This window comes from Alicyclobacillus kakegawensis NBRC 103104 (assembly GCF_001552655.1).
GTDB lineage: Bacteria > Bacillota > Bacilli > Alicyclobacillales > Alicyclobacillaceae > Alicyclobacillus_G > Alicyclobacillus_G kakegawensis.
On record NZ_BCRP01000001.1, the window covers coordinates 97,574 to 114,938 of the forward strand.

At 63.7% G+C, this 17,365-nt stretch carries 18 protein-coding genes; 3 read left to right on the forward strand and 15 right to left on the reverse strand.

The genetic code is table 11. The features are described from left to right. Window positions 1-8: 8 nt before the first annotated feature. From AK2_RS00425 to AK2_RS00460, 8 genes are all read right to left on the reverse strand, one after another. Window positions 9-1,466, reverse strand: coding sequence for an amino acid permease (locus AK2_RS00425; protein WP_067930068.1), 1,458 nt, complete (start codon window positions 1,464-1,466; stop codon window positions 9-11). Window positions 1,467-1,587: 121 nt separating this feature from the next. Further along, window positions 1,588-2,364 (reverse strand): IclR family transcriptional regulator, encoded by a 777-nt coding sequence (locus tag AK2_RS00430; protein ID WP_067930070.1) that lies wholly within the window; start codon window positions 2,362-2,364, stop codon window positions 1,588-1,590. A gap of 127 nt (window positions 2,365-2,491) precedes the next feature. Further along, window positions 2,492-3,847: an MFS transporter gene (locus AK2_RS00435; RefSeq protein WP_067930071.1), complete on the reverse strand. Its 1,356-nt coding sequence runs from the start codon at window positions 3,845-3,847 to the stop codon at window positions 2,492-2,494. A gap of 137 nt (window positions 3,848-3,984) precedes the next feature. Further along, window positions 3,985-5,244, reverse strand: coding sequence for an FAD-dependent oxidoreductase (locus AK2_RS00440; protein ID WP_067930072.1), 1,260 nt, complete (start codon window positions 5,242-5,244; stop codon window positions 3,985-3,987). A 93-nt stretch (window positions 5,245-5,337) separates the two neighbouring features. After that, entirely contained in the window at window positions 5,338-6,450 is a 1,113-nt protein-coding gene (locus AK2_RS00445) for a cupin domain-containing protein (RefSeq protein ID WP_245632691.1), read from the reverse strand. Window positions 6,451-6,489: 39 nt separating this feature from the next. Beyond that, a complete protein-coding gene (locus AK2_RS00450) occupies window positions 6,490-7,341 on the reverse strand; it encodes a fumarylacetoacetate hydrolase family protein (protein WP_067930073.1) in 852 nt (283 codons plus the stop codon). 82 nt (window positions 7,342-7,423) lie between these two features. Further along, window positions 7,424-8,221 (reverse strand): gamma-glutamyl-gamma-aminobutyrate hydrolase family protein, encoded by a 798-nt coding sequence (locus AK2_RS00455; protein WP_067930074.1) that lies wholly within the window; start codon window positions 8,219-8,221, stop codon window positions 7,424-7,426. 46 nt (window positions 8,222-8,267) lie between these two features. Then, complete coding sequence (locus tag AK2_RS00460; RefSeq protein ID WP_067930078.1) at window positions 8,268-9,524, reverse strand: adenosylhomocysteinase; 1,257 nt, start codon at window positions 9,522-9,524, stop codon at window positions 8,268-8,270. A gap of 189 nt (window positions 9,525-9,713) precedes the next feature. Between AK2_RS00460 and AK2_RS00465 the strand changes: the two genes are divergently transcribed. Next, window positions 9,714-10,208, forward strand: coding sequence for a nitroreductase family protein (locus tag AK2_RS00465; RefSeq protein ID WP_067930079.1), 495 nt, complete (start codon window positions 9,714-9,716; stop codon window positions 10,206-10,208). Between the two features lie 99 nt (window positions 10,209-10,307). Here AK2_RS00465 and AK2_RS00470 read toward each other — a convergent pair whose 3' ends face one another. The 6 genes from AK2_RS00470 to acpS form a co-directional block, all read right to left on the reverse strand. Further along, window positions 10,308-10,676: a type II toxin-antitoxin system PemK/MazF family toxin gene (locus AK2_RS00470; protein ID WP_067925600.1), complete on the reverse strand. Its 369-nt coding sequence runs from the start codon at window positions 10,674-10,676 to the stop codon at window positions 10,308-10,310. A 4-nt stretch (window positions 10,677-10,680) separates the two neighbouring features. Beyond that, on the reverse strand, window positions 10,681-10,953 hold the full coding sequence (locus AK2_RS00475) for a CopG family ribbon-helix-helix protein (protein WP_067925602.1): 273 nt from the start codon (window positions 10,951-10,953) through the stop codon (window positions 10,681-10,683). Between the two features lie 56 nt (window positions 10,954-11,009). Beyond that, window positions 11,010-12,227 (reverse strand): alanine racemase, encoded by a 1,218-nt coding sequence (gene alr, locus AK2_RS00480; RefSeq protein ID WP_169794703.1) that lies wholly within the window; start codon window positions 12,225-12,227, stop codon window positions 11,010-11,012. A 188-nt stretch (window positions 12,228-12,415) separates the two neighbouring features. Next, window positions 12,416-13,420: a LolA family protein gene (locus AK2_RS00485; protein WP_067930081.1), complete on the reverse strand. Its 1,005-nt coding sequence runs from the start codon at window positions 13,418-13,420 to the stop codon at window positions 12,416-12,418. A 49-nt stretch (window positions 13,421-13,469) separates the two neighbouring features. Next, complete coding sequence (locus AK2_RS00490; protein WP_067930082.1) at window positions 13,470-14,984, reverse strand: bifunctional ADP-dependent NAD(P)H-hydrate dehydratase/NAD(P)H-hydrate epimerase; 1,515 nt, start codon at window positions 14,982-14,984, stop codon at window positions 13,470-13,472. Between the two features lie 50 nt (window positions 14,985-15,034). Then, on the reverse strand, window positions 15,035-15,424 hold the full coding sequence (gene acpS, locus AK2_RS00495; RefSeq protein WP_067930083.1) for a holo-ACP synthase: 390 nt from the start codon (window positions 15,422-15,424) through the stop codon (window positions 15,035-15,037). 115 nt (window positions 15,425-15,539) lie between these two features. Here acpS and AK2_RS00500 point away from each other — a divergent pair, with 115 nt between their 5' ends. After that, window positions 15,540-16,325 carry a hypothetical protein gene (locus AK2_RS00500; RefSeq protein ID WP_067930084.1) on the forward strand — a complete coding sequence of 262 codons (786 nt, stop codon included), beginning with the start codon at window positions 15,540-15,542 and terminating at the stop codon, window positions 16,323-16,325. Between the two features lie 41 nt (window positions 16,326-16,366). On the opposite strand, the gene AK2_RS00505 is transcribed toward AK2_RS00500, so the two are convergent. Beyond that, a complete protein-coding gene (locus AK2_RS00505) occupies window positions 16,367-17,062 on the reverse strand; it encodes a DUF190 domain-containing protein (protein WP_083520693.1) in 696 nt (231 codons plus the stop codon). Between the two features lie 86 nt (window positions 17,063-17,148). Here AK2_RS00505 and AK2_RS00510 point away from each other — a divergent pair, with 86 nt between their 5' ends. Continuing rightward, the gene (locus AK2_RS00510) at window positions 17,149-17,364 is read left to right on the forward strand and encodes a hypothetical protein (protein WP_067930086.1); all 216 of its coding nucleotides are present in this window, start codon (window positions 17,149-17,151) and stop codon (window positions 17,362-17,364) included. The last annotated feature ends 1 nt before the right edge of the window (window position 17,365 follow it).

Sequence of the window (17,365 nt, forward strand, 5' to 3'; positions counted from 1 at the left end):
TGTTCGCCTCACGCATCGCTCGACGGTGAATCCGAATGTGGAGAACCCGTCTGCAGACCGGATTGGGGACCATTCACTAGATGCCACAGTCCATAGAGGAAGCTCAAGAGGACCAGCCAAAGCACCCCGAACACAATCGCCCCGCGAAACGGCCCAGTAAACCACATACTGACAAACACGGCCAAGAGCATGAGCAGACCCAACACGGGAAGGTACGGATAGCCGGCCATTCGAATGGGCAGCCTGCGACGCCCCTGCCGCGCCCAGGCCCGGCGGAAAGACAGGTGGGTGAGCAAGATGATGAACCAGGTAATCAGCGCCCCAAACAAGGCCAGCCCCATCAATATCGTGTAAGCGACGCTTGACGTGTTGAGCGTCAAGAGCGCCGCCAGCACGACACCGAACGCCGAAACGGCCAGCGAGGCAGCGGGTACCCCGCGCCGCGTCAGGCGGCCAAACAGCTTGGGCGCGTAACCGCCGCGCGCGAGGGAAAACATCATCCGCGTGGTGGCGTACAATTGCGCATTCATGGCCGAGAGCGCCGCCGTCAGAACGACGAAGTTCATCACACCGGCGGCACCGGGGATGCGCAGAATCTCCATCACCTTCACGAACGGGCTTTCGTCCGTTCCCGCCTGCTGCCAGGGCACCACCATCAGCATGATGGCGATGGCCAGCACATAGAACAAGACCAGCCGCACCACCGTCCAGCGGAACGCCTTGGGCACCGCCCGCTCGGGGTCTTTGGCTTCGCCGGCGGTGATGGCGACCACCTCAAAGCCGATGAAACTAAACAGGGCGACAAACCCGCCAACCCACGTCCCCCACGCCCCATGCGGGAAAAAACCGCCGTGATTGACATAGTTGGCGGGGCCGGTTCCGGGCTCGCCGAGTACAAAGACAACGTACGCACCGACAAGAATGAACAGGATAATCGCCGCCACTTTGATCATCGAGAACCAGAACTCGAATACACCGAACAAACGCACACTGTACGCATTCGCCGCCAAAAGCAGGGCCCCGAACAGACAAATCCACAACAGACCGGGCGAGTCGGGGAACCAGTACTTCATGTAGATGGAAACCGCCGTCACTTCGCCGCCGACAGCCACTGCATTGGCCGCCCAGTACGAATATCGGATGATGAAGCCTGCCCACGGGTGCAGATACTGTTCAGCAAACACCCCAAACGATCCGGCGGTCGGATGAGCCACGCTCATCTCAGCCAGGCATCCCATCAGCACAAAGATCACACAGGCGCCAATCAGGTAACTGACGATAATGCTCGGCCCCGCACTGCCAATGGCCGATCCGCTGCCTAAAAACAGCCCGGTGCCGATGGCGCTGCCCAACGCGATCATCGATAGCTGCCCCGTCCCGAGACCGCGCCGCAAACCCTGTTCGCGTGCCTCAAACGGATTTTCCGCGCCGCGAACGGGTGCGGACGGATGCGCATCTGTCGCCATTCACAATTCCTCCTGCTCCGCTCATCTCGACTCCAAAGAGCTTACCGTGCTATCGTACCATCCGAGCGGGCCAAAAGGCACCTCACGAATATTCCTTTTTATTCCATTTTGCATCCATGCCTCAACTCGACACGGGGCAGCCGAGGCGGCGGGAAATCTCCCGCGTCGCGTTCAGCAGTTGTTGCTTGGCCTCTTCGAGCACCGGGCCCTGAAACTGTACGGCCGGCCCAATGATGCCAACCACGGCGGCGAGTTGGCTGTTGGCGTCAAAAACCGGCGCGGCGACGCCGCTGACGCCCATGGTGGTCTCCTCTACGTCGACAAACCAGCCATCCTGCCGAATCTGCCGCATCCGCTGCCGGATGGCGCCGACGTCCGTGAGGGTCTTTTCCGTCCAGGCCAGCAGAGGCTGACTCAGAATGCGCTCCGCGTCCGGTTCTGGCAGGTAGGCGAGCATGACCTGTCCGACGACCCCGTAGGGGATGCGGCGACGTTGCCCAAACAGGGATGAATACTTGAGCCCTTGGGCGTTTTCGCGACGAAACACATAGACCATCTCATCCCCTTCGCGCACCACCATCAGCACCGTTTGCGCCACGCGCGCCTGCAGCTCGACCAACACGTCTTCCGCCTCGCGGCTGACGTCGAAGGTGGCCGACAGGACACCCGCAAACTCCAGCAGACCAAGCCCCAAAGTGTAGCGAGTGGTGGCCGGGTTATACCGGATCAGCCCACGCCGTTCGAGCGTGTATAAAATGCGGTACGCGGTGGCTTTCGGCAGCTTCGTAGCTTCCACCACTTGATCAATGGTCATCTGCGGACGTTCCACCGTAAAAGCCAGCAAGACGTCCACAGCACGATCCAGAACGCGAATCGGATTCAACTGAAGCTCGCGCATGTTCTCTGTCCTCGATAGATTTGTCTTCGCCATCGTCAGAGTGACTTCTGAGCACACCATGAACATACCACGGAAAGCAGGCCAGCTCCACCGGAGCCGGCCTGAAAAGCGCTTTCAAGGAGGCGGATTAGAGTGTTGGCTGCTCGGCCGACATGTTGGCTGCCGCCGTTTCGGCAGGCCGCATACGCATGCCGAGGGTGGCAAGGCCAGCGATGAGCGCTGGCACGGCCGCGACAAGAAAGATGGTCTGCAGGCTGGCGTGCGCCGCTATCAAGGAGCCGCCAATCAGCGGGCCTACAATCGAGCCGATGCGACCGATGCCCAAGGCCCAGCCGACCCCTGTGGATCGAACCGAGGTCAGGTAAATGCTCGCTGCCAAGGCGTTGATCCCGAACTGAGTCCCCACGACGAGCAGCCCGGAAATGAATACCATCGTCATCACACTAGGAAGCGTGTGCATGGTACCTGTCACTGCGAGAGACACAGCTCCTGCCAGGAAAGCGACGGCCAATACGGCGCGAAGGCCCTTTCGGTCTCCCAAGCTGCCGATGAGAATGCCTCCAACCACTCCACCACCCTGCAGCATGACGACGCCGATGATGGCCTTATCCAACGGCAGGCCGGCGTCCTCCAACAAAGTGGGCATCCAGTTGCTGACGAAGTAGATGATCATCAAGTTCATGAAGAAGACAATCCACAAAAGCACGGTGTTGACAGCGTAGCCGCGGCGAAACAGGTGCTTGACCGGCATGCCCTGCTGCTGGGGCTCCGAGAGGACAAACGTCGCCTGGTCGGCCCGTGACACAGACGGGGAGATCCGCGACAAGATGCGAGCGATTTTGGGAGATTGCGCGTGCTTGGTTACAAGAAAACGAATGGACTCAGGGAGGGCGCACGCAACCAACAAAGCGATAGCCATAGGTATGATGCCACCCAGATAGAACAGCGACTGCCAACCCCAAGCTGGGATCATCGACGTCGCCAGCAGTCCGCCGACGACAGCCCCGACCGGCAAACCACAGAACATGGCAGAGATCATCGCCTTCCGCACGCGCTCTGGCGAATATTCGGCAGTCAAAGAGATAATATTCGGCATCGAACCGCCAAGACCCAGTCCGGTGAGAAAACGAAATACCATCAACTCGGTGGTGTTGTGAGACAACACAGTCAGCAAGCTGAAGACACCAAACGCCAGCGAGGAGTACGTCACCACCGTTTTGCGCCCCGTCCGGTCCGCAATCGGGCCGGAAATGAGCGCCCCCAGCATGAGTCCAAAGAGACCAATGGAGAACACCGGCGCCATGGCCGACTCAGCCAATCCCCATTCCTTGGAGAGAACCGGGGCGACAAAGGAGATGGCCTGCAGGTCGTATCCATCGAGCATGGCGACAATCGCGCACACAACAATGATGAAGACTTGAAAGCCGCTGATGGGGCTGTTATCAATCACCTCAGATACGTTGATTCGCTCCGTCTGCCTCATTGACATCCCCCTTCCAACTCGCATCTATGGCATCGCAACACCAGTCAAGGCCCGGGCATCCGGGCGGCCTCACGCGCCGCATCCGCATGCGTCCGTACCCGGCCGCCCAAAACCGTCCAAGTACAAGCCCGCTGTTCTCAGCTCACCTGGCGCTTCGGCGCCGTGCCGATCCCCTGCTCCCGCACCGCCTGCAGCAGCGTCGAGCGCAACAGCCACTGCCGGGCGCGCACAGGGTCCGCCGCTTCCGCGGCCATCTCCTGCTGCAACTGCAGCCGGCGCACCGGGTCCTTTTCGGTGAGGACATTGGTGTTGCGCTCGCTGATTTGACGCACATAAGCCAACGCCACCTGGCGGCGGACCTCGGAGTACGTCTCCAGTTCTTCGACGATCCGGTCGAAATCCCGGTACTCGGCGATGCGCAGGAACCGGCGCCCGAGGTCCACCGCGTCGTGAATGCCACTGTTGAGCCCCAGTCCCCCAAGCGGACTGTTGACATGCGCGGCATCCCCCAGCAGGATGACGCGACCGTCGTAAAAGCGCTCCGAGACTCGTTGGTGCACGCGGTAAATCATGCGTTCCACAATCGGGAAGCGGTCTTCAGTGCCCAGCGCCTGCTGCATGGAGGCCTGAATCGGCTCCTCAGCCAGGGCCGCTTCATCCGACACCTCGGGTGGCACCGGATACAGCAACCGCCAGGCCTCCGGCACGCGGAGAATGAAGAGGAATTGGTCCGGATCGGAAATATAGTTCACATAAGCGATTTCAGGCAGATATTGGTTGAATGAGACGGGGGTGCCGATGAGCAGGAAACGCTGCTCAAGGGTATACCCGGAAAACGCGAACCCGAGCCGTTTGCGCACGCTGCTGCGGGCACCGTCCGCGCCGAGCAAAAACGAGGCGCGGATTTCCTCCCGCCCGCTCGGCGTGTCCACCTGAACCGTCACGCCGTCGCCGTCCTGGGTGAAATCGACCACCTCCGCGTTGAACCGGATGTCAGCCGACGGACGCTGCTGCAGGCGTTCGTAGACCACCTGCACGTAGGTCGACTGCGGGCACTGTAGCCGAAACGGGTATCGGGTCTCATCACGGATGAGGGAACAGTCGAACTCCGCGAACAACCCGCGCACGCGATCCCGGTACTGCACCGTTTCAGCCTTCAGCCCGCGCGAGACCAGTGCCTCCGACAACCCGGTGGGTTCCAGCAGTTCGAGGGTGGCCGCGTGGAACGTGGATGCGCGCCACTCCTTACTTGGGGTTGAACCTTTCTCCAGAACGGTCACGGGTATGCCCTGGGAAGTGAGAATCTCCGCCACCGTGAGCCCGACGGGGCCGGCGCCGACAATCACCACAGGATGGTTGAACAATCGGATCACCCGTTTCTGTGTGAATTTCTCCAAAACCGGACACCATAACTTGTTCCTTCTGGTTCACATCATGAACAGACAAGAACATAAGAGACTCCCACCCGCGAGGACGCGGGGCAGGCTTCTTTACCGAGCGGACGGCACGTCGTCCGGCAGGAGCGGCACAAAAGTCTCCCGCACCTCCTGATGCCCGTCACCCGCCGTCAACATCTCCTCACGCTCAAAGTCGAACGCCTCCATGATGGGCAGGTCATTGACCGAGAACAGGTAAGCGGGTTCACTGCCGGTGTTGACATGTTCGTGCCAAGCCCAGGTCGGGACCACGAAGAAGTCTCCGGCCTGCCACTCAAAGCGGACGCCGTTGATCACGGTATACCCCTGCCCCCGGTAGGCGCAGTACACGGTGCTGTGGACGTGGCGGTGCGCCTTGCCGGCAAACCCGGGGGGCAGACACTGCATGCGCGCGCCGATGCGGCCGTCGGCATCGCCGCCTGTGGCGGGATTGATGTATTCCACGGCGTAGGCGTCACACGCGTCGGGAGGCAGGGCGGCCATGCGCTGCAGCGCCTGCTCGGTCGGCTGCCAGCGATAGGCGGTCAGTGGCGAGCGTTTCCGATTCCGATCCGAAATCGGACGCACCATGCCGCCTCCATAACGGAGCACGCTGTAGTTGTCCGGCACCTCTAGCGACTGCTGCACCTGGTCAAGGAACTCCGTGAAGCACACGCCCAGATACAGGGTGAACGGCGTGTCCAGGCAGTCCATCCACAGGACCGTCTCGTTGCCCGGGTTCATGTGGTCATGCCAACTGCCCCCCGGGGTGATGAGATAGTCGCCGGGCGCAAAGTGCAGACGTTCGCCATCCACCGTCCCCATTGCCCCGTGTCCTTCGAGGACAAACCGCAGGGCCGACGTGGTATGGCGGTGCGCCGGGGCCACTTCGCCGGGCCGGACCGCCTGCACGGCGACGTACAGGGTCTGGGTGGCGCCGCCCCACCCCACCGGCTCCAGGGCCTGCATGCCCGGGTTGATGAGGAACACCGCCCGGCGCTCGGCGTCCTTGCCGACCTGCAGCCGCCGTCCCGCCTCTTCCAGGTAGTGCCGAATCAACTGCGACTTCCAGAGATACGGGACGGGACGAGACACCGGCTCCACCGTGTTCAGCTGCTGGATGGATGCCCACAACGGGCCGAGATGGGCCTTGGCCATCTCCGCGTGCAGGCTTTGCAGTTCGTCCACAACCGCTCCTCCTTTCGTTTCCACGCCACCATCACGGGTTCACCGCTGCTGACTCTGCTCCGCCTCCACACCGACCGAAAACTCCCCAATGCGCTCAATCTCGATGCGCACCGTGTCCCCCGGGTGTATCGGCCCCACGCCTTCCGGCGTGCCGGTGGTCAGGATGTCGCCCGGTTCCAACGTCATCACGCTGCTGGCCAAGGCGAAGAATTGGTAGCTATCGTAGATCAGGTCGCTCGTGTTCGCGTCCTGCCGCAGGTCGTCGTTCACCCACAGGCGCAGGCCCAATTCATGAGGATTTTCGACCTCATCGGCGGTCACCAGCCAGGGCCCGATTGGGGTGAAGGTATCGAACGATTTGCGCATAGGGCGGTCTTCAATGCCCCGCATCGTGATGTCCATGAGGGCGAAATAGGCAAAAATGTATTTGTGCGCGTCGGCGGCCGAGACATGGCGCGCCCGGCGGCCGACGACAAACGCCAACTCGGCTTCGTGGTCAAATCGCCGATCCGCGCGGGGAAGCTGCACCGCGTCCCCTGGCCCAATGATGGAAGAAGGCGCTTTCAAAAAGAAGCCAAGTTTTTCAATCGTGTGCTCGGCGTTGTTGAACTGGCGATTCATCTCGTCCTGGTGGCGATAGTAGTTCACGGGGGCCGCGACAATTTTGCTCGGCGCCGGCACCGGCGGGCGCAGCCGGACTTGCGCAAGCGGCTGGGACGGAGCCTCGGCAAACCCCTGCAACCGAGAGGAGACCTGGTCATAGGCCGCCATCAGGCGCACCAACGACTCCTGCGGCCTTTCCGCCCGCCAGTCCACCCATGCCCCCACGTCATAGATGCGGTCTTCGCTGACAACACCGAGTTGATAATCGTTGAACAAGGCAAGCTTCATGCATCCACCTCCGGCTTAATTCACATTGTGAATTGATAGATTCACTTTATGAATCCAGTCTACAGGAACACCCCTCTATTCGTCAATCCGATCTCCGCTCGGTCGTCGATCCGCCCCTCTGCGCGGCTTCTACCAGCCCTTGAAACAATGCAAAAAACTCCGGTTGTTCCCGCCACAGGTTTTCCGGGTGCCACTGCACACCGAGCAGAAACGGTGCGCCAGGGTGCTCCACCGCCTCTATCAACCCCTCCTCGTCCCAGGCCACGGCGCGCAACCCCAGGCCCACGTCCTTGACAGCCTGATGGTGAAACGAGTTCGTCCAGACGCTCGCGCGCCGGCCCAGCAGACGATAGAGACGGCTGTACGGATCAATCAGAATTTTGTGGCTGCGGTGGGCGCGCGGGGCGTGCTGCATATGCTGCGTCCGCCCCGGCCAGTGCCGCCCGAGGTCCTGGTAAAGCGTGCCGCCGAAGGCCACGACAAGCACCTGGACACCCCGGCAAATCCCGAGCACCGGTTTGCCCGCGCCCACCATCGCCGCCAACAGGCGAAGTTCCAGCAGGTCACGCTCCGGAACCACGGCGCCCAGGCCCCGCTGCGGCGCCTCCCCGTACAGGGCGGGATCCGGATCTTCCCCGCCGGCCAACAACAGTCCGTCCATCCTCTGCGCCAACCGCAAGACGGTGTCCCCATCGCGCACATAAGGAACGACGAGCGGCAGGCCGCCGGCCGCCTCCACCGCACAGGCGTAATCGTCGGCGGAGACGAGGGCCGGGAGCGGGGCCCCCACCCGCACGGCAATCTGGTGCCTGCTGCCGGTGATGCCAATCAGCGGCCGCCACCCGGTGTGCGACGAGAAGGACCCACGGAAGCTGGGCACACGCCATCCCCCCGCTGCCGGATTGAATATCCGATCATTGGATGAACTACTCGGCCTGCCAACTGCCCAGGTACCGGCGCTGCGCGGGGGTCAGTTCGTCAATCTGGACGCCCCACGCCTCGAGCCGCAGGCGGGCCACCTGTTCATCCATCTCCCTCGGCAAATTATGCAGGCCGGGCGGGTAGTGTCCCTCCACCACCGCGCGCAGGGCCAGGGCCTGCAGAGCGAAGGTGAGGTCCATGACCTCCGCCGGATGGCCGTCCCCCGACGCCAGGTTGACCAGCCGGCCTTCGGCCAGCAGGTACAGCCGCCGCCCGTCGGCCAGTTGGTATTCCTCCACGTTGCGCCGGACGGTGCGCACGCCGACGGCCAGACTGGCGAGGTCCGGCTTGTTGATCTCGACGTCGAAATGGCCGGCGTTCGCTAGCACCGCCCCGTCCTTCATGGCCTCGAACGCCTCCCTGGTGATACAGTCACGATCACCGGTCACGGTGACGAAAAAGTCGCCCTGCTTGGCCGCCTCGACCACCGGCATGACGGAAAACCCGTCCATCACCGCCTCCAGCGCCTTAATGGGGTCCACCTCGCAGACAATCACGCGGGCGCCCAGGCCCTTGGCTCGCATTGCCACGCCCTTGCCGCACCAGCCGTAGCCGACAACCACTGCCGTTTTTCCAGCCACCACGAGGTTGGTGGTGCGCATGATGCCGTCCCACACCGACTGCCCGGTGCCATAACGGTTGTCGAACAGGTGCTTGCAGTACGCGTCGTTGACGGCCATCATCGGGAACCGCAGCGCGCCCTGGCGCTCCATGGCGCGCAGGCGGATGACGCCGGTCGTCGTCTCCTCGCAGCCGCCGATGATTTCCTGCGTCTGGTGCGGCCGCTCACGGTGCAAGGTGGCCACCAGATCCCCGCCATCGTCGATGATGGCCTGCGGGTGAAAGTCGAGCAGCTGCTGCAGGTGCTGATGGTACTCCTCGGCCGTGGCCCCGTGCCAGGCGAACGCCGTGACGCCGCGGTCCACCAGCGCCGCGACCACGTCATCCTGGGTGGACAGGGGATTGCTTGCCGCCACGGCCACCTCGGCGCCGCCCGCCTGGATGGTCAGCGCGAGGTACGCAGTCTTGGCCTCCAGGTGCAGGCAGATGGCCACCCGCTTGCCGGCAAACGGCCGGTCCTCTTGAAACTGCTGGCGCAGCCGGTTGAGCACCGGCATGTGAGCGGACACCCAGTCAATCTTGAGCGCACCCTCCGGAGCCAGTGAAATGTCGCGAATGGAGGATTGTTCGATGGGATTCATCCAGTTTCTCCCCTTCTTGGCCTTATGGCTGGGAATGTTCACTGCAAAGTCCGGTACGCATCCGGTGCGGATCGCCTGAACCCATGATAGTGGCTGGAGGGGCGGCAAGGAAAGCAGTCCGGCCCGCCGCGTTGACGGACAGTGGAGGTTTCGGGGAAAATAAGGCAGGCGAAGGAGGGTGTTGGATACATGAACCTGGAAGACCTGCGCGAGGTGGTCTTGACCCGCCGCAACATCAAAGTCTTTAAGCCAGATCCGGTGGACGAATCGCTCGTCCTCTCGCTGATGGAGATCGCCAAATTTGCGCCCAATCACCGCATGACCCAGCCGTGGCACATCGTCTTTATCGGCCCAGAGACGCGCCGCCAGTTGAACCACAAGGCCGACTTCGGCGGGGCGCCGTTGGTCGTCGCCATCCTTTCGGAAGGCGCCGCGAAGGACGAGGACAGAGTGGAGCAGATTGTCGCCACCTCATGCTTCATACAGAACTTCTTGTTGCTCGCGCACACTGTGGGACTGGGCGCCCGCTGGACGTCCATCGGCGCGCAGCCGCAAAACCGCGCCTTGCTCGGGGTGCCGGAAGGGTACGATGTGCTGGGCATCCTCGGCATCGGCTACGCGGCGGAGGTGCCGCACGCCAAGGACAGGACCCCGATTGCAGACAAGGTGCGGCATATGCCGTGAATGCCGCATCGGCCCGCAAAAAAGCGCGTGGCCAGGTGGGTCATGGACCCTGGTCCCTGGCCACGCGCTTCGCCATTCCCCGAGGACAAAGCCTGCGAATTAAAAATCAACAAGTCCGAGGCTAATCTGCAAAGCTTCGTTCACCCGTTTCATCATGGCTTCGTCGAGGTGTGTGATCTTGTCCGTCAAACGCTGCTTGTCTATCGTCCGCAACTGCTCCAACAGCACGACAGAGTCCCTGTCCAGCCCGTACCGATCCGCCGAAATCTCGACATGGGTCGGCAACTTGGCCTTCTGAATCTGGGCTGTGATGGCTGCGACGATGACGGTGGGGCTGAATCGGTTGCCGATGTCGTTCTGAATCACCAACACGGGCCGGAAACCGCCTTGTTCCGAGCCCACGACCGGCGACAGATCTGCAAAAAAAATGTCGCCCCGCTTGACACCCTCCGCGCGTTTGACGTTCAACCAGTTACACCCCGCTCACAAGTCGCTCGACGGTACCTCCCGCTTCCTGTTCGAGTGGAAACGCCTCCGACGCCAGGCGCAGGTTGAGATGCGCCATTTCCATGTACCCTTGTTGCATGAGCGTCCGGATATCGCGCTTGTACTGTTCCGCCAGGTACATCTGCATCGCCTCGCGGATGACCTCGCTCCGGTTGGTGCGCGCTCGCTCTGCGATGCCATCCACTTGCTCAAGCAAGTTCTGTGGAACATAGACTACGATGCGCTTTGTTTCCGACACGCACGGCACCTCCACTACACTGCGTTGCAACTACCATATCCACCCGTTATTATACGTTATTCGATTTCCCCGAGTCCAATGTACAGGCGGGGCACGCGCGCGGATACAGCGCACAAGAGTTCGTAAGAAATGGTGCCGGCCAGACGCGCCAGTTCATCCGCCGGCAACACCGGCAAGCGCGCGCCCTTGGCAGCGGCAAACCCTGTTTCAATCAGGGACTGTCGCGCCCCGGGCTGGGCCTTCAGCACCGTCTCCGCGTTCCACTCATCAGGAGCGGCGCGCCCAAGCAGCGTCACGCAATCCCCCGCCCGCACCTCGGGCACATCCGTCACATCGAGCATCAATTGGTCCATGCACACATTGCCGACAACCGGTACCCTGAGCCCGCGCACCAGCGCCTGCGCCCGGTTCGACAACACCCGGTGATACCCATCCGCATAGCCGATGGGCACGGTGGCAACACGGGTGAATCGGCGCGCAGTGAAGGTGGCGCCGTAGCCAACCGTCTCCCCTGGCGGAATCTCTTGTACGCGCGTGATGAAGCTGTACACGTGCATCGCGGGCTGAAGCGAGAACGGCAGGCTGTAATCCCCACTGGCCGGGTAACCGTATGCGCTGATGCCCAATCGCACCATGTCAAAGTGCCAATCCGGCCGCCGCACGGCGGCCGCGCTGTTGGCGGCGTGCACGAGCGGCGGCTCCAGACCGGCCGCGCGCAGCGCATCCAAGACGTCCCGAAAGCGGCGAATTTGCACCTCACTGTGCTCCAGCGAAGCGGCGTCGGCGCAGGCCAGATGAGTGAACACGCCGGACCACTCCAGCTGTGGCTGATCCTCTATCCAGCGCGCCAGACGCACCACGTCCTCAGGACGACGCAAGCCCAGTCGGGTCATGCCGGTATCGACCTTGATGTGGACCTGTAACGGGGATTCACACGGAAGAACGCGGCCGGGGGGAGGCCAGTCGGCCATCGTAACCGCCACCCGGTGACGGGCCGCCACCGGAAACGCGGTCTCGGGAACCGGCCCCAATACGAGAACGGGGGCTGCAATGCCTGCCCTCCGCAGCTTGAGGGCCTCCTCCAGCGACGCGACCCCCAGGTCCGTGGCACCGCCGGCCAGCGCCGCCCGCGCCGCCGCCTCCGCCCCGTGCCCGTAGCCGTTGGCTTTGACCGCCACCAACAGCCGCACACCGTCGGCCAAAGAAGCCCGCACACGCGCCACATTGTCCCGAATTGCAAGCGGATCGACAATCGCAAAAGTCCCTCTGTACACACCGGGCGCCTCCTCGTCTGTCCCCATTCTAGCAGTTTGAACGCCGGCGCGAAAAACACGGGTGACACGCCCCCCAAACTCACGATGGCCGACTCGGGCGAGTCGACCATCGACTGACAGGCAACTATGCGATTGGCCCGACAGGCGGGCTTCTCAGGCCGAGCGCCTTCTGCTCCCATCCTGATGCGTCATTTTCCGACCTGGTCAAGCGTGGACACGGCGAGGCTCTCCATCTGCTCCAGCGAGAGGTCTTGGCTGGCCAACCCGAACTCGACGCCGTCGTGCAGCCAGACCAGCCGTTTGCTGTCGCCGGACCCGTCGTACAACGCGGGTACACCGTACAAATCCACCAGCTGGGCATCCGCCAGACCGCTGTCGCCAGGGCTCGGGCGCTGCTCGCTGAGCGTGAACGCGTGCGATCCGCTGTAGCGCAGGATGACGGTGTCCTGGTCCCTTGTGTCGATGAGCGCCTGCAGACGATCCCCCAGCCCGTCGATGTCCGGCCGCACGTAGCCGAAGTCCGGGTCCGAGACGTCGGCCATCGTCTGCTTCGTCCCGCTGTCCGCAATCTTCTGCGGGTTGAAGTCCGACTCGTCAAAGCGCACGCCGGTCCGGAATTGGGTGAACTTGATGGTCACCATCGCCTTGCCGTCCCCATCGTACAGTACCACTTGGCGCGGATGCAGGGTCTTGGGGTCAATCGTCACCCGTTCCTGGCTGACCACGTCGTTTTTTGGCGTGACCGGCATGTCAAACGTCCAGGCGTCGCCTGTGTGTTTCATCTTCACATGATCGCCGGCGAGAATCTGCTGCAAGATCTGATTGTAGAGATAGATATGCCCCTGGTTCTGCGCCCAGTTGCCGTTGAACCGGAACACCTTTTGCAGCGACGGGCTGACAATGAACATCCCGGTCTGGTTTTTCACAATCACCTGGTTGATGTTCTTTTGGTCATCCCCCAGCTTGATCAGATAGACGTCCGGGCCGTCATACCAAGTCTCGATGTAGTACGTCTGCGCCCCGTTGTCCATCTGTACCGTCATCGTCGCGGTGCTCTTGTAGTTTTTGTCGGCCAGTGCCTGCATCTGCGACTGCAGCTTGGCGTTGACGCTCCGCTGCGTAGGCGCCCCGCAACCCGCCGCGACCGCCAGCACCAAGCCGACGGCTGCTGCCCAGCCCATGGCTTTGCCCATACTCCACCTCGCCTCTCTTCGACAAACTGTGCAACACGGTGCACCTCGGCTATCTGTCGAAATGGAGGTGTATTGCGCGGGAAATGTTGTCGATCACGTCCGACGCCATGACGCTGGCCGGCCCCATCGCTTCCCCGGCCAGTTCGCCGGCCCGCCCGTGAATCCAGGCTCCGGCCGCGGCGGCGGCAAACGGGGGCAGCCCTTGTGCCAAGAGCCCGCCAATCAATCCGGCCAGCACGTCGCCCGTGCCCGCTGTGGCCAGTGAAGCGTCTCCCGTCGGATTGACCGCAATCCGCCCGTCCGGATGCGCGATAATCGAGTGGTAGCCTTTGAGCAGGACCACGGCCCCCGTCTGCCGGGCCAAGGTGGTGGCCGCCGCCAAGCGCCGCGCCTGCACATCCGCGGTTGTCCAACCCAGGAGACGCGCGCACTCCTTCGGATGCGGCGTCAACACCCAACGCGGCTCTACGGGAGCGCCCTCCGCGGGTGGCCGCGACCCCAAAAGCCGCAGACCGTCCGCATCCACAACCACCGGTCCCTCAAACTGGTCCAGCACCGGCCGCCAGGGGGCCAAGGCGTCGCCCAATCCCGGTCCCAGCACCAACGCCTGGCAGTCGGACACGGCCGCCGCCAAGTCTGGTGCCCCCGCCCGAACGACGAATTCAGGAGGAACGGCCAAGGTGGGCAGGTCGAGCCCCGCCAGCGCCACCAAACCCGCCCCGCCCCGCGCCGCGCCGAGGCCGGCCAGCACCGCCGCTCCCTGCATGCGGCCGATGGCGACGCCCACCCGGCCGTACGTTCCCTTGTGCGAGAGCGGCGCGCGTGCCGGAAGCCAATCGCGGATGGCCGTTTCCGTCACCCACGCGGCCAGGGGTCCAGTCTCCTCCCCTGGCTCAACGCGGATGCCGATGTCCACCACGTGAACCCGGCCGGTGTATTCACACCCGGGGCTGACGGCGGTGCCCAGTTTCTGCGCGGCAAACGTGATGGTCTCATGCGCGCGCACCACGAGGCCACCGACACATCCGGTCGAGGCGTCGACCCCGCTCGGGACATCGACCGCGAGCACCCATCCGTCGACCTGATTGAGGGCCGCGATGACGCGTCCGATACGCGAATCCGGCGCCACTGGCCGATTGCTGCCGGTGCCCAACAGCGCGTCGATGTACACGTCCGCCTGCGGCAAGCGAAAGCCGCTTGCCGCCGCGTCCGCCGATCCACCCTCCGGGGGCGACTCCAATTGCGTCAGCGGCCGCTGCGGCACGCCGGCACACAGCGCCATTTGCGCCGCCAGCCGCGCGTCTCCGGCAAGTTCGGCGGGATGGGCCAGGGTCAGCACTTCCACCGCTACGCCCCTGTGATGCAGCCAGCGCGCGGCCACCCAGCCGTCGCCGCCGTTGTTGCCCTTGCCGCACAACACCACCACGCGCTTGGGCTGCGTGGCCGCCGCCCGTTCAGCCACCGCCTTTCCCGCGTGCTCCATCAAGACAATCCCGGGTACACACAGGGTTGAGATGGTCCGTCGGTCGAACAACTGCATTTGCTCGCTCGTCACCAGATACACGAAGTACCCTCCCCGAGGATTGATATATGGATATTCCGCCTGTCCGACGTTTATGAAGGGTTGTCTGCGCAAACCTCGCGCACCGCCACGGCCATTGCCACGGTGCGGCTGTGGGAAATCGACACCCACCAGCGCCCGCGCGCAAACGCGGCGTGTTCCAGGGCAGGCGAAAACCGCACGCGCAGGCCGCCCTCGCCCAGCACGATGGCTACATCCTGCAGGCCCATGACGCCAAGGCCGACCCCTGCCGCCTTGGCGACCGCCTCTTTGGCCGCGAAGCGCCCGGCGACAAACTCGGCCAGCCGCCCCGCGGGAAAATCCGCAGCCAGGCCCTCCTCCAGCGGATGGAGGATGCGATGGACAAACCGGTCCCCATGCCGGCGCAGCGCCGCCTCAATGCGGGATATCTCCACCACGTCCGTACCGATGCCACAGATCACAGGCCATCCCCCCTCGGCGGGTCCAGTCCACCATTGCGTTGAAAAGTCCGATTTCATCCGCGTACAATGAACATTGACAAGAGCGTGAAGAGCCTGGACGGAGGAGGCGGAGCCTGTGCTGCAGCGGTTCTGGCGCACAATGGTCGGACTGTTCCTGGTGATTGCCGTGTTCACCCTGCTCTCCTGGCTCCTCCTGGACACGCTCGGGTTCCCGCTCAACAGGCCCAACCAAGCCATGGCGATTGCCCACCTGCCGACCGACTTCCCGTCGCTCTGGGACCTCGTGAGCCCGTCGCCACAGGCGGCGAGCTGGGCGGCGCCGGTGGCGGTGCTGCTTGTCCAGGTGCTGCTGAGCGGGGGGCTGTACGGATCGCTAGTGCGGGCCAACCTGGCGTCCCCGGTCGGCCCCGGCAGCTTCCTCAGCGACGCCCTGCGCTCGTTCTGGCGGCTGCTCTGGTGGAACCTGCTGTGGGCGGCGCTCTACCTGGTGCTGGGAACGCTGAGCAGCCTCGGGCGCGGCCTGCCCCGGGCTGACATCATCTTCGGGCTGCCCGTGCTCATCCTGCGCTTTCTGTTTCTGTTTGCCGACGCGGCCCTGGTGGCGGAGCGACACGTTGGAGCGCTGGCCGCCATCACGCAGGCGGCCCGGGCCTTGCTCGCCGGTTTTGTGCCGATGCTGCCCTACGCTGTGAGCCTGGCTCTCCTGGCGGATGCCGGGACGGCCGTCGCCCCGCGCTTGTCCCACGCTGGCCTGCTCGCCGCCGGGTTGGTGTACAGCCTGATGGTGGCCTGGCTCTTGCACATGGTCACCGCGCGCTACCTGTACTTCTCCGCTTGGCGATCCGCCCCCGCGTCCGACCAGCCTCCGCAGGCGAAGTCCCTCCCGCCGGCGGGCGGCTGAGCCGCAACGGGCGGCGTCACCCGGGCGGGTGCCACTGGCCGTCAGGGGTGGTGCCACTGCACGGCAGTCGACACCACCACCCCTTGCTCCGCCACCAATTCTACCAGTTCGGGCAGGTGCTTATCCACGCGCTCGGCGGTGTCGAGAATGGTGATGATGATAGGCACCTCGTCCTTGCGCAGCCACCAGCCGGGCTCGTGCCAACGGCCGCCGTCCCCCAGCCCGCACAGCCCGCGCGTCGTCGAAAGCCAGAGCAGGCCCCGGCGGCGCGCAAACTCGGCGACCGCCTGGTACAACGGCCGGCCCTGGTGCCTGCACCGTTCCAAAGTATAGATGTCCACGCGCCGGCCCAACCGGGATTCGCCTTCGCCGCGGCCGGCCTCCCGTGGCCCCGCGTTTGGCTCCATCACCATCACCCCGTACCCGCCCACCAGCTTGGCGGCCCTCGGCAGCCACGGGCGCAGCCGCTGCGGATGGGCGACGAAGTCGAGCAACAGCGGCAGTTCATTCGAGGCGACCTCGCTCTCGACGCTGCGAAAGGCGCCCCGCGCGTGCCCGCCCTCCACGCCGCGCCAGACCGTCGCCCCCATCAGGCCGCCAGCCTTTGCCTCCAGCAACAAGCGCCGATACAAGGGCACACCGCCGAGGGTCGCGGCGCCGTTCCACAGCCCGATGTGCAGCGTGGCCACCTGCGCGCCTCCATCCCCGGCTGCATGCGTCTTTGGTGTTGCGGCCATCCTGTCACCCCCGCCTTGGTTCCAACCTATGCCCGTTTGTGGCACAATAGTGCGCAGATGCCTTGGGATAAAGGACGGATTGCAACATGCCAAGCACACTCTCCGCGCTCCTCGACCACGCCGGGACGGCCCTGTTTGTCCTCGTCATCGCCGCCACCTTCTGTCTCATCATGGCCATTCGCCCGGACGCTCGCACGCCCATCAAAAAGACGACCGTGTTCGTCTGCGCGGTCGTCGGAATCGCGATTGGGCTCTTGTTTTTGTCCACATATTCCCTGTATACCCAAACCAGCACGTCCTGAA

Excerpts from the sequence above, each read along its gene's own strand:
- AK2_RS00425 (WP_067930068.1), bottom strand. The coding sequence starts at position 1,466 with ATGGCGACAGATGCGCATCCGTCCGCACCCGTTCGCGGCGCGGAAAAT.
- AK2_RS00430 (WP_067930070.1), bottom strand. The coding sequence starts at position 2,364 with ATGCGCGAGCTTCAGTTGAATCCGATTCGCGTTCTGGATCGTGCTGTG.
- AK2_RS00510 (WP_067930086.1), top strand. The coding sequence starts at position 17,149 with ATGCCAAGCACACTCTCCGCGCTCCTCGACCACGCCGGGACGGCCCTG.
- AK2_RS00505 (WP_083520693.1), bottom strand. The coding sequence starts at position 17,062 with ATGGCCGCAACACCAAAGACGCATGCAGCCGGGGATGGAGGCGCGCAG.
- AK2_RS00485 (WP_067930081.1), bottom strand. The coding sequence starts at position 13,420 with ATGGGCAAAGCCATGGGCTGGGCAGCAGCCGTCGGCTTGGTGCTGGCG.
- AK2_RS00435 (WP_067930071.1), bottom strand. The coding sequence starts at position 3,847 with ATGAGGCAGACGGAGCGAATCAACGTATCTGAGGTGATTGATAACAGC.
- AK2_RS00460 (WP_067930078.1), bottom strand. The coding sequence starts at position 9,524 with ATGAATCCCATCGAACAATCCTCCATTCGCGACATTTCACTGGCTCCG.
- AK2_RS00450 (WP_067930073.1), bottom strand. The coding sequence starts at position 7,341 with ATGAAGCTTGCCTTGTTCAACGATTATCAACTCGGTGTTGTCAGCGAA.
- AK2_RS00465 (WP_067930079.1), top strand. The coding sequence starts at position 9,714 with ATGAACCTGGAAGACCTGCGCGAGGTGGTCTTGACCCGCCGCAACATC.